10 protein-coding genes are annotated in these 12140 nt (G+C 71.2%); 5 read left to right on the top strand and 5 right to left on the bottom strand.

Features of this window, described 5'->3' with window-relative positions; translation table 11 throughout:
* Window positions 1-220 precede the first annotated feature (220 nt).
* The 3 genes from IE278_RS09930 (at window position 221) to IE278_RS09940 (ending at window position 2689) form a co-directional block, all read left to right on the top strand.
* Window positions 221-802, top strand: a complete 582-nt coding sequence (locus IE278_RS09930) for a hypothetical protein (protein ID WP_189771007.1) — start codon at window positions 221-223, stop codon at window positions 800-802.
* A 188-nt stretch (window positions 803-990) separates the two neighbouring features.
* Entirely contained in the window at window positions 991-1794 is an 804-nt protein-coding gene (locus tag IE278_RS09935) for a hypothetical protein (RefSeq protein WP_189770840.1), read from the top strand.
* Between the two features lie 136 nt (window positions 1795-1930).
* Window positions 1931-2689, top strand: a complete 759-nt coding sequence (locus IE278_RS09940; RefSeq protein WP_373311963.1) for a sigma-70 family RNA polymerase sigma factor — start codon at window positions 1931-1933, stop codon at window positions 2687-2689.
* 72 nt (window positions 2690-2761) lie between these two features.
* On the opposite strand, the gene IE278_RS09945 is transcribed toward IE278_RS09940, so the two are convergent.
* On the bottom strand, window positions 2762-4195 hold the full coding sequence (locus IE278_RS09945; protein WP_189770844.1) for a COG1470 family protein: 1434 nt from the start codon (window positions 4193-4195) through the stop codon (window positions 2762-2764).
* A gap of 284 nt (window positions 4196-4479) precedes the next feature.
* On the opposite strand from IE278_RS09945, the gene IE278_RS09950 reads away from it, so the two are divergent.
* A complete protein-coding gene (locus tag IE278_RS09950; RefSeq protein WP_189770846.1) occupies window positions 4480-5415 on the top strand; it encodes an ABC transporter ATP-binding protein in 936 nt (311 codons plus the stop codon).
* Between the two features lie 104 nt (window positions 5416-5519).
* The gene (locus tag IE278_RS09955; protein WP_189770849.1) at window positions 5520-6317 is read left to right on the top strand and encodes an ABC transporter permease; all 798 of its coding nucleotides are present in this window, start codon (window positions 5520-5522) and stop codon (window positions 6315-6317) included.
* Window positions 6318-6524: 207 nt separating this feature from the next.
* Here the strand turns inward: IE278_RS09955 and IE278_RS09960 are convergent, their stop codons facing one another.
* The 4 genes from IE278_RS09960 to IE278_RS09975 form a co-directional block, all read right to left on the bottom strand.
* Window positions 6525-7166 (bottom strand): response regulator, encoded by a 642-nt coding sequence (locus tag IE278_RS09960; RefSeq protein ID WP_189771008.1) that lies wholly within the window; start codon window positions 7164-7166, stop codon window positions 6525-6527.
* An 81-nt stretch (window positions 7167-7247) separates the two neighbouring features.
* Entirely contained in the window at window positions 7248-8906 is a 1659-nt protein-coding gene (locus IE278_RS09965) for a sensor histidine kinase (protein ID WP_189770850.1), read from the bottom strand.
* A gap of 46 nt (window positions 8907-8952) precedes the next feature.
* Window positions 8953-9747 carry a hypothetical protein gene (locus tag IE278_RS09970; protein ID WP_189770851.1) on the bottom strand — a complete coding sequence of 265 codons (795 nt, stop codon included), beginning with the start codon at window positions 9745-9747 and terminating at the stop codon, window positions 8953-8955.
* Window positions 9740-12082, bottom strand: coding sequence for a hydroxymethylglutaryl-coenzyme A reductase family protein (locus IE278_RS09975; protein ID WP_189770852.1), 2343 nt, complete (start codon window positions 12080-12082; stop codon window positions 9740-9742). Before IE278_RS09975 ends, IE278_RS09970 begins: the two co-directional genes overlap by 8 nt.
* Window positions 12083-12140 lie beyond the last annotated feature (58 nt).

Below are 12140 nucleotides of genomic sequence, written 5' to 3' on the forward strand. Positions count from 1 at the left end.
GGGGCGCAGCCATGTCGACTCCTCGACGAGCAGTTCGAGCCGGCCCTCGCTGCCGTTGAACGCGACGCGGTAGCCCTCCCAGGGGGGCGTACGCCGTGAGGTGGTAGGTCAGGGACGCCCCGGACGCGTACCGCACCAGGACCGCCATGTCGTCCTCGATGGTCACGCCGGGGCCGAACACGTTCTGGTCGCGGTGGTAGCCGTCCTCTTCGGGCCGCGTATGACGCTGTTCGCGGACGTGCTGAGCGTGGGGGTGTGCACGGCGCTCGCTTCGCTGCCGGTGGTCACCCTGCCGGCCGCGCTGTCCACGGCGTGCGCGGTCCTGCGCGGCGCCCGCGAGGACCGGCCGGCCACGGCCGGACGGTACTCGGCGGTCCTGCGACGACGGCTGCGCCCCGGCGACCTCGCGGCCGGAGCGCTGGCCCTCGCCGGGGTCCTGCTGCTCTGGGCGGACCTGGCCCTGGCACGTGCCGGACTGCCCGGCGCCCCGCTGTTCGCGGTCGTCGCCGGGGCGATCGGCGGGTACGCGACCGTCGTCGGCCTGCGTGCCTGCGGGCGCCCCGAGTCGCTCACCGACTGGCGGGCGGCGGTGGCCGGCGCCGCCCGGGACTCCGTCAGGGACGCGGGCGGCAGCGGTCTCGTCCTGCTCGCCCTCGCGGCGGCCGTGATGTGCGCGTGGATGCTGCTGCCGCTGGCATTCCTGACCCCCGGACCCCTGGCGATGGCGCTGACGGCGGTGGACATACGGATGCCGACACGGACGCCAACTCGGACGCCGGCACGGGTGGCGCCTCGCGGATAAGGGGGGCCCGCGAATGTGGGCAAGCCCGGCCGTGGGGGAGAGCGCGCGCGGACGTCGGTCGTGGCGCGCGTGGAGTTCCGGCCCTGCCCTGTGTTCTGGATCACGTGGCGCGTGTTGAGCGTGGGACGGGGGCAATTCCCGTACCTCACCACGACGCACGCGCGACGAATGCGAGGATGAGGCCCGTCATGACTGCTGGGTGGGGTGTTCGCACGGTACGGGCCGCGGTGTTCGCGGTCGTCTGTGTGGTGCTCGCCGCCCTCGGTCACGTGCTGATGTCCGGTTCCCCGGTGGCCTGGTGGACGATGGCCGCCGGGACCCTTGCGACGGGCGGCGCGGGCTGGTGCCTGGCCGGCCGGGAGCGCGGACTCCCCTTGATCGTGTCGGTGGTGGTCGTCACCCAGGGACTGCTCCACTGGTCGTTCTCGCTCGCGGCGTCGATGGCGTCGGCGGCGGGGCCGGTGGCCTCCGGCCGGGGGACAGGTGCGGCGCACATGTCTTCCACGGACGCCACGGCGCCCATGGATGCCATGGACATGGGGTCCATGTCCTCCATGGGATCCGGACACATGGGTGCCGGACACATGGGCTCCGGGCACATGGGAGCCGGCCACACCGCCGCGGAACACATGAGTGCGGGACACATGGGTGCCGAGCACATGGGCGCGGGCCATATGGGCTCGGATGCCATGAGTCAGTCGGCGCACGCCATGGACGGAACCTCCTCGCTCGGCATGCTCGCCGCCCACCTCTTGGCCGCGCTGCTGTGCGGTCTGTGGCTGGCGTACGGCGAACGCGCCACCTTCCGCATCCTGCGCGCGGTCGCCGGACGACTGGCCGCGCCCCTGCGGCTGCTGCTCGCGCTGCCCACGCCCCCGCACCGCCCGCGTATCCGCGTCCGCCGCGGTTCCTGCGACCGTTCGCCGCGGCGGTTCCTTCTCGTCCACGCCATCACTTCCCGGGGTCCGCCCGTGGGGTCCGCTGCCAGTTGAGACAGCCGGATCCCCGAGGCGCCCCTGTGCGCCTCGGGCGTCGGCCGTACCTCCGCGTACGGCCGTACCCCCTTGCCGGACCGACGTGCGAACGCGCCGTCGGTCCGGATCACGGATGACCCGAGAAGGACACCTGGTGATCACTCCTGCCCCGCCCGTCCCCCGTGACGGCAGCAACAGAAGCGACGCAAGTAACGCAAGCCATGCAAGCAACGCAAGCCATGCAAGCGACGCAAGTGACAGAAGTGGCAGCGGTGGTGAGGCGGCGGCCTCCGTCGACGAGTCGATAACCGCCTGGGCGCTGGCCGCCCGGGGTGGCGACCCGGACGCCGTCGAGCGTTTCGTGCGTGCCCTGCACCGTGACGTCGTGCGCTATGTCGCGTACCTCTCCGCCGACCCCCAGGCCGCCGACGACCTGGCCCAGGACACGTTCCTGCGGGCGCTCGGCAGCCTGCACCGATTCGAGGGCCGCTGCTCGGCCCGTACCTGGCTGCTGGCCATAGCGCGCCGTGCGGTGGTCGACAGCCTCCGGTATGCCGCCGCCCGGCCGCGCCTGTCCGACGTACCGGACTGGCGGCTGGCGGTCGAACGGGCCCAGCCGCGCGGCCTGCCCGGCTTCGACGAAGGGGTCGTGCTCCTCGATCTGCTGGCCGCGCTGCCGACCGAGCGCCGTGAGGCGTTCGTCCTGACGCAGTTGATGGGGCTGCCCTACGCGGAGGCGGCCGCGCTCACCGACTGCCCCGTGGGAACGGTCCGTTCCCGGGTGGCCCGCGCCCGAGCCACCCTCATGGACCTGCTGTCCGAAGCGGACCCGCTCACCACCGCGCCCGCGCCCGCGTCCGCGCCTGCACCCGTGCCCGCAGCCGTACCCACCCCCGCGGCCCTGGCTGCTTGACGGGGCTGACGGAGCTGACGGAACCGACGGAGGGGGCGCCGGCAACCGGTGCCGACGCCCCCTCCGCGTGGCTCACACCGTGAGCTTGATCGCTTCGAGCCAGAGGTCGTTGTTATGGGTGCCGGAGTAGGTGAAGTCGTACCCGGACTTGGGGTCGTCGCATTCCAGGCCGAGCCAGGCGTCGTTGTGGACGTGAGCGGTCTGGCAGACGCTGCTGCTGCCGCCTCCGACGTTGATGGTCAGCCCCAGCATGTTGGGGGCGTCCTTCTTGGTGCTGCCGACGTAGTTGTCGATACCGTCGGCGGCGCCCGACCACGGGTCGGGGAAGTGCCCCTCGCCGTTGGTGGACCCGGGGTTGTGGACGAAGGCGGCGCTGCTCGTGCCCTTGGTTCCGGACACCGCGATGTTGACGGCCTTGAGCGGTGTCTCCTGGCCCACGGTGCCGGCCGTCTCGCCGTCGCACACGGCGTCGGTCCAGCCACGGCCGGACACGTAGACGCGGTAGCAGATGTGTCGTCCGGTCGGGTCCTGCGCGGCGAGTTTCTGGACGGCGGTCGCAGCCGTCCGCTCCGGGGCCTTGGTCTCCTTGTCCTCGGAACCGCCGCCCCCCGCCCCGGCTCCGCCGGCGGCGGCCTGCGTCTCGGTAGCGGCCGGAGGCGTCGTGACGGCGGGTGCGGACGGGGCCTTGGGTGCCTCGGGAGTCGGTGAGGCGGAGGGCGGCAGGGTGCTGATGCCGGCTTCCTGGAGCTTCTCCGTGGCGGAGCTGCGCACTGGGGGCTTGTAGGCGATCCACAGCAGGACGAACGTGATCGCCAGCGCCATGAAGATGCCGAGGAAGGTGGCGAGCCAGCGCGGCAGGAAGCTCCGCTGGACGTAGGTGCCTTCGACGTCCAGCGGATCCACACCGGACCGTTGGAGGGCGAGGGTGTAGGGGCGGGACTCCTTCGAACCGAACCAGATGATGTCCCGCGGCTTCAGCGTCGTCTTCACGAACGCCGCACGCCCCGGCTCGATCTGCACATTCGACGGATGGATGTCGTACGACAACTGGTCACCGTTGTCGCTGCCGCTCACCGATGCCGTGAGCTTGGTATTGCCCAGGTTGTCCACCGCCAGCTTCGGACGCCCCCGGAAACGCCCCTTCACCGTCGGCGGCACCAACTCCGCCCGCACCTCCGTGAACGGGGTGATGGTCAGGTTGCCCTCGGGGACGGTGGTCGCCTCGGGGTGTTCGGTCGGCGTGATCCGCACCGCGTACGGGTTCGGGCCCGCCGTCGCGTCCGGCGTACGCGGCGGCGCGAACGCGATGTCCACCGAACCCGTCGTCCCCGGGTAGAGCCGCAGTACCTGCGGCTCCACCCTCGCCCACGGCGCCAGCGGACCGACCGCCTCGAAGCGGTACTCGTCCACCACGTCACCGGTGTTCCGCAGACGCAGCCGCACCGTCGTACTGCCACCCGGGTCCACGGTCGCGGAGGCGGGTTCCAGATAAGTCCAAAGGCTCACTCTCGGACGTTAGACGCATCGCCGGTACCGCGTCAGGAAGCGGCGGGGCACGGCGGATGCCCTCGTGGACGCGACCGGTTGCCCCCGCACCGGTGACGGGCGGCAGGGCGTGCCGAGCACCACCCGGTAGCCGATGAACGCACTGGGCAGTTGCCCAAGGTCTCGGTGAAGTCCTGACCAAAGTCAGGGCGGATGCCTTCCCTTGGACCGATGTGGCCCTCCCTGGGCGGAGCCTAGCTTCGGCGTGAGACAGAGAATGCTGGAACGGCTGGGAGCACTCATCCATGATCACGCTGCAGGGTCTGACAAAGAAGTATGGCGGTCAGGCCGCCGTGGACAACCTTTCGCTCACCATCGCGGCGGGCCGTGTCACCGGTTTCCTGGGGCCCAACGGCGCGGGCAAGTCCACCACCATGCGGATGATCATGGGCCTGGACCACCCCACGTCCGGACAGGCGCTCGTGGGAGGCCGCGCCTACGCCGACCTGGCGTACCCGTTGCGGGAGATCGGCGCACTGCTGGACGCCAAGGCCGTGCACCCCGGCCGCAGCGCCCGCGCACACCTGCGGGCCCTCGCCCGTACCAACGGCATCCCCGTCGGCCGGGTCGACGAGGTCCTCGAAACCGTGGGCCTGACCTCGGTGGCCAACCGCCGGGCCGGCTCGTACTCGCTCGGTATGGGACAGCGCCTGGGCATCGCCGGTGCCCTGCTGGGCAACCCCGGTGTCGTCATGTTCGACGAGCCGGTCAACGGCCTCGACCCCGACGGTGTGCGCTGGATCCGTGGCCTGATGCGCGGACTCGCCGCCGAGGGACGTACCGTCTTCGTCTCCAGTCACCTGATGAGCGAGATGCAGCTGACCGCCGATCATCTGGTGATCATCGGCAAGGGGCGGCTGATCACCGAGACGTCCGTCAAGGAGCTCATCGACAGCAGCTCGCTCAACGCGGTGCGGGTGCGCGGCGCGGAACAGGAAGGGCTCAAGATGCTGGTGGCCCGGCTGCACGAATCGTCGGTGGCCGTCCGCTGGGAGAGCCACAACGAGCTGTACATCACGGGCCTCACCGTCGACCGGGTCTCGGACCTCGCCTTCGAGCTGGGGATCCGGCTGCACGAAGTGCGCAGCGTCGAGGCGTCCCTTGAGCAGGCCTACATGGAACTGACCGCGGACAGCGTCGAGTTCGGCGCCGCCGCCGGTCGCCCGCACCCGGGCGCGTGATCTTTGGCGCCCCGCTCGGCGCGCCACCGCCCGCCCCCGGACCGGGGAACCCGAAACCTCACGCGACCGCGTCGCCCAGTTGACAGAACACAAGGACTTCAGTCATGACGACATCAATGCCCGTGACGACCGCCGGTCAGCCGGTACGTGCCTCCGGCGGCGGACTGCCCGGCGCCGTGGCAGCGGAATGGACCAAGCTCTGGTCGGTCAGGTCCACCTGGTGGTGCCTGCTGGGCGGTGCGGGGCTGATGCTGCTCACCACCCCGATCATCGGCGCGACCATGGCCAACAACAAGGCGAAGGGCACCACGGTGCCGGTCGGCGACGTCGCCGTGGCCACCGTGTACGTCGCCCAGTTCGCGCTGATCGCCCTGGCGATGCTGATGATCACCGCCGAGTACGCCTCCGGCAGCATCCGCACGACCCTGCAGTCCGTGCCCAAGCGCGGCCGGCTGCTCGCGGCCAAGACCGCGGTGGCCGCCGCGGTGAGCTTCCTCGCCGGAATCGTGTACGGCCTGATCGGAGTCGGGGTCTCCTCGTTGTCGCTGGGCGACAAGGGGGAGACGGCGGGCGGTGACGCCCTGGGCAGCGCCCTTCGGATCGGCGTCTATCTCGCGCTCGTCGCCGTGCTCGCCGTCGCCGTGGCCGTCGCCGTGCGCAGCGCCGCCGGCACGCTCACCATCGTCTTCGTCGGACTCACGGTCCTGCCGGTGGTCCTCCAGGCCTCCGACATCGACCCGCTGGTGGCCCTGGCGGAGCGGATGCCCAACTCGGCGGGCACCGTCTTCATGAACGCGGACACCTCGCCCTACGGACCCGGAATGGGACTCCTGCTCCTCGTCCTGTGGGCTCTTGGGACCCTGGCCCTCGGCTTCTACGTCCTGCGCAAGCGCGACGCCTGACCTTCGCCACCCCCCAGACGCGCTCCGGATCGGACCGGGCGCACGGGGCGTCGCCGCACCGGGATCCCCCGCCCGGTGAGGCGACGCCCCGGTTTGCGTTGCCGTACCCCGCACGGACCGGGTGCCGAGACGGACGTGGTCGCGGCCCGGGCCCCGTGCGACGTGGCGTCATGTCACCTCCGCGACATGACGCCACGTCACGTCAGGTCACTTGTCCTGGTCCGCCACGACCCCCGCCTCGTACGCGATGATCGCGGCCTGTACCCGGTTGCGTACGCCCAACGCGGTGAAGATGGCGCTGACATAGCTCTTGACGGTGCCCTCGACCACATGGAGCCTCCTGCCGATGTCCGCGTTGGACAGACCGCTGCCCACCAGCGCGAGCACCTCCTGCTCCCTCTCGGTCAGGGCGCTCACCCGCTTCTGCGCCGCGGCGCTGCGGGCCTCGGCCTGTCCTCCCGAGCTGCGGTTGAGTTCGGAGATGACCCGTTCGGCGACCTTCGCCGACAGATAGGAGGCGCCGGCCGCCGCGGCGTGCACACCGGTCAGAAGCTCCCGCGGATCACCGGACTTGAGCATGAAGCCGCTGGCTCCGTCGCCCAGCGCACGGGCTACGTACGCGTCCTCGGAGAACGTCGTGAGAACCAGTACCGAGGTCTGCGGCACCTGCCGTTTGATCTCGGCCGTGGCGGCGAGTCCGTCCATGACGGGCATACGGATGTCCATGAGCACCACGTCCGGCCGGTGCTCCAGTGTCAGAGTGATCGCTTCGCGTCCGTTGGCCGCCTCGGCGACGACGTCGATCTCGGGATCGGTGGCCAGGATGGCCTTCACCCCCGCGCGGATCATTGCTTCGTCGTCGGCCAGGACAAGGGTGATGGGAGTGATGGTCGTCTCCAATTCAGCGGCGGGGCAGGGTGGTCGGGGTGGTCAGGCGTCGTGGTCCACAGGGGCCCGGGACTCGGCGGTGATGACGTCCTTGGCCACCAGGAGCCCGTCGGCGAAGCAGAGCCGGTAGACGTCGACCTGGATGAAGAGCGCCCCACTGGAACGGTAGTAGTGGCAGGACGCCCCGGCCGGGACGGGCAGTTCCTCGGACGGCGGGTCGTTCATGTCGCTTCCGGGAAGCACACGGTTCACCTCGGCCTTGCGCTGCCCGACCCGAAGGCTGTCGTAGTCCTCTGAGGTCAGCGTCGTGGACGCCGACAGATACGCGTAGTAGCCGATTATTCCCACCACGAGCAGGACGAACAGACCGAGCGGCAGCGCGACCGCGGTGATGAACCGCCGCCGCACGTGCATGGTCGCGTCGGCGAGACCTCCGTCCGCCGACCCGGCCGACGGTGACAGCCACTCGGGATCCTCGCCGGCCTGGAGCGCCTCGGGGATCCGCGGCAGCCGGGCCGTCACCTCGAAGCCGCCGTCCGGCAGCGCGGCGGCGTACAGCCGCCCGCCCGCCAGACGAGCCCGCTCCTGCAGCCCGATCAGCCCGCGCCGCCCGCTCGGGCGGTCGTCCGCGGGCGGCTCGGAGGGCGGACCGTTGCGCACCGTCACCATGACGTCGATGGGCCGGTACTGCAGACACACGGTCACGGCCGCACCGGGGGCATGCTTCATCGCGTTGGTCAGCGACTCCTGCACCACGCGGTACAGCGCCTTGTCCGTCATGGGGGGCAGTTCCTCCGCCTCGCCCACGTGTTCCAGCGTCACCGGCACACCGGACGCCCGCGTACGGTCGATCAGCGCGCCGATGCCGGACTGCGAGGGATCCAGCGGTGTCTCCGTGCCGTCCTCGCGCAGGACGCCGATGATGTCGCGCAGATGCTCCATCGCCCTCGCGGTGCTCTCCCGCAGCTCACCGGCCCCGGCACGGAAGCTCTCGCTCACGCCGGGAGCCACCTGCAGCGCACCGGCGCGCAGGGCGATCAGACTGAGTTCGTGCCCCAGCGAGTCGTGCATGTCCTCGGCGATGCGGGCACGCTCCCGCAGCCGCGCCTGATCGACCAGGATGCGCTGCTGCGTCTCCACCTGACGGGCCCGCTCCCAGCCCGCGAGCTGCAGCTCGTGCCGCTGCTGCCAGTAGCGGCCGGTCAGCCAGGGCAGCAGACACGCGAAGATGAGAACGGTCAGCAGTACGAACCACATCGGCAAGGACAGCCGGACCGCGACCGCGAGCCCCGAACCGACGACGACCGTGCCGCCCAGCGCCTGCAGAACCGACGGGGAGGCCACGGGAAGCCGTCCCACCGTGAAGCTCATGATGAAGACGGCGGGCAGGTACGGAGAGACGACCGCCGACCCCAGGTCCTTGTCCAGCGTGCCCAGGGTCCACCACAGGGCCAGACACAGGACGAACGAGACCAGGGGCCGCGACCGGTGCAGCCATACGGCGACACCGGTGACCACCGCCCCGATCAGGATCTGCCACCACCGGTTCAGGCCCTCCGGGAACCCCGAGGACAGCAGCAGCGCCGGAAGGTTGAGCGCGACCCAGACGAGCAGTGAGGTGACCAACCGCCGTTTGAGGGGCCGTTGCCGCTCTGCGGGGGAAGGGCGGGGCGGGGCGGGGGCGGCAACTGATCCTTTCACGGTCTTCAGGCTAGTTACTTTGGGAAGCCGGTGGTACTGACGAAGGTCAGGTGCCCGGCGGGCCGAGCGCGCGCCGCACGCTGTCCGTCACCTCCTCCACGGAGCGCCCGGAGCAGTCGATGCGCCGCACGGCGACCTCGGGCCGGGCCTCCCGCAGCCAGTCCAGGACGCTGCCATAACGTTTCCGCGTCGCGCTCAGGAAGGCCGAGGTCTCGTGCAGTTCGCTGTCGCGGTCACGTGCGTGGGTACGCCGCAGCGCCTCCGCCACCGGCAGATCCAGCATCAGCACACGGTCGGGCATCGTGACGCCGAACCGCCGGCTCAGCGTGTCGAGCATGGTGTGCGGGGGTTCGGCGCCCACCCGCAGCAGTTCCTCGCCGAGCGGCCAGGGGTCCGAGTCACCGCAGCATGCGCGGAGCCAGTCGCGCACCGCTGAAGCGGCATGGGGATCCTGTTTGCGCCACCAGGCCTCCACGTCACCGCCGGGCTCGTCGTCCCGCTCGATCCGCCCGAACATCGGCAGGTAGACCAGAGGGTCGACGAGCGGGTGCCGGTCGGCGAGCAGGACCCGGCTCCGTGCGGCCGCCTGCCGTTCCGCCGGCCCGTACAGCCACATCTGCAGACAGAGCACGGCGACCTTGAGCTGCACCCGGCCCAGGGCGTCCGCCACGGCGGAGGCGTCGGCCAGCGCCCGGGAGAGTTCCGCGAACGGACTGTGCGGATCCTCGTGGTTGCGGATGGCATGGACCACCGCGTAGCCGTCCCGCTCACGGATGCGGCGCACCACCGTGGTCTTGCCCGTGCCGTCGATACCGACCACCGCGACCCGTATGTCACTCACCGTCCCGCTCCCTTGCCAGCTCCCACAAGCGGAACGCGGTCTCCGTGACCCGTGGCAGGAAGTCGAACGCGCGCTGACTGTGACCGGCCGCGTACAGGGCCAGCCGGGTCATCAGGAACTCCCTCAGCGCCAACCGGTAACCGCGGTGCCAGTCGCAGCCGGCGACCAGGGCCGCCGCCCGGGGCGACACCGCGGCCACGGCCTCCGCGTGCACCGCGAGGAACCGGTCCACCTCGGCCGCCGTCACCTCCGGACCGAGGGTGAACGCCAACAGCTCCACGACGTCACGCTGGGGTACGTCGACCGTGGCGAGCTCCCAGTCGAAGACGACCGGACGCCCGTCCCGCACCGCGATGTTGCGCGGGTTGAGGTCGTTGTGGACGAGGGTCCGGGGTACCGCGTGCAGTTCCTGCGTCCAGTACCCGGCGTCCTCGACGATGCCGAGCATGATCTCCGTACGGGCGGAGTCGAGCAGGTCGGGCAGCTCGGCGGCGGCGTGCCGGACCAGCCCCTCCCACAACTCCCGCGCCTTCGCCAGGTACGCCGGCTCCGGCACCCGGTACAGCCAGCCCTCCGTGAGCAGTTCCTGGTCACGGCCGAGCCAGTGTCCGTGCACCCCGGCCACGGCGCGCAGCGTGGTGTCGACCCGCTCACCCGTCCACGGCCCGCTGTCGTCGGGCAGCCGTTCCATCAGGACGACGTACGCCTCGCGCTCGTCGTCCTCCAGCAGCCCGTAGCAGCGCGGCAGCAGGTCCGTCAGCACACCCTCCGTACGCCGGTACACGGCCAGTTCGCGGCGATGCGCGTCCCGGAACTCCGTGTCGGCACCCCACCGGTCCCACGCCCGTGCCAGCTCCGGGCCGCACAGCGAGAACAGCATCGCGATACCGGCGACGATCTCCTCGCCGCGCGACTTGACCTTGGCCACCAGATCGACGGTACGCGGGGACCCCTCACCCGGCCGCCAGGTCACGGTGACCGGGTGGAGGCCGGTCAGCTTGCGGCGCTCACTCAGCGCGCCGAGTTCACTGGCGATCCCCTGACCGCGCAGCCGCCGGCCCGGCCGGACCCCGGTGACGTGCAGGCGCGGGTCGTCGAGCCCTTGCGCGAGAACGGGTTGCAGCAGTGCCGCGCCGAGGTCACCGGCCTCCAGCCAGTCGACGCGCCGGGCCCGGCCCAGTCGTTGGTGTGCCTGGGCGAACTGGCCGCTGACCACCGCGGCCATGGTCGACAGGTCGAGGGCGAGGGCGAACCCGGCGACGATCTCGGCGAACCGGCGGACGCCACCCGCCCCCGCACAGCCGAGTGCGGTGAGCAGATCGCGCTGGTGCGGCAGGGCCGTGCCACCACCGACGGTGCCCACGACCAGATTGGGCAGCAGGAGGGTGCCGACCAGGTCGTCGCCGTCCGTCTCCAGCGAGAAGAGGGACACCCCCGACTCGTGGACGCACGCCACGTCCTGCCCGGTCGCCACGAACAGCGCGGCGACGATGTTCGCCGCGTTGACGCCGTACCCGACCATGCCGGCCTGCTGGGCTCCCAGGACCGTCGCCGTATGGCTCTTGACCATGGCCTCCGGCGTGGACTTGAGCACCCGGGCCACGACGTCCCGGCGCAGTCGGCATTCGGCGGTGACCCGGGTGCCGCGCCCGGCCAGCATGGAGCCGGCGGTCACCTTCTTGTCACCGCTGAGATTGCCCTCCAGGAGCAGGCCCCGTGGCCGCAACTCGTCCTCGGTGGCGAGCCGGTCCGTCAGCCAGCGGCAGATCTGCCAGGTCGCCGCCGTCGTCATGTTCTGCCCGGCGGCGTCGGCCGTCTCGAAGACGAAGCGCACATGGAGACGGCGGCCGATCTGGTGAGGGTCGACATCGACCAGCCGGGTGTGCCGGGAGACCGCGCGCACCTGCTCGTCCAGCCGGCCACGCTGCTCGCGCAGCCAGCCGGTGAACCGCACCGCGGTGGCGATGTCGTCGAACTCGAAGGCCGGCGCCCGGGTCATGCGCTGCGAGAGCACCTTCGTCGTCACCCCGCCGGACTCGGTGACGGCACGTGCGCCGCGGGACGCCGACGCCACGAGCGCGCCCTCGGTGGTGGCCAGGGGCGCCACCAGGCTGCCCCGTGCGGCGTCCCCGACGAACAGCAGCGGACCGGCGAGGCCCACGGGCACCTCGACGGAGCCGATGAAGTTCTCCACGTTGCCGACCAGGTTGTGCGCGTCCAGGCCGGTCCTCTCCAGCGACGCCAGCGCGGTGTCGCTGCGGGCGCGCAGCCAGTTCAACCGCTGTCCGCGGGCGTCCTCGGTGTACTGCCCTCGGCCGGGAATGGCGTCGGTCATGCGGTCCCCCTAAGCATGTCGGTGGTCCGGGAAGGACCGGGTGCGGTTGATACGGCTC

The organism is Streptomyces tauricus (assembly GCF_014650955.1).
GTDB lineage: Bacteria > Actinomycetota > Actinomycetes > Streptomycetales > Streptomycetaceae > Streptomyces > Streptomyces tauricus.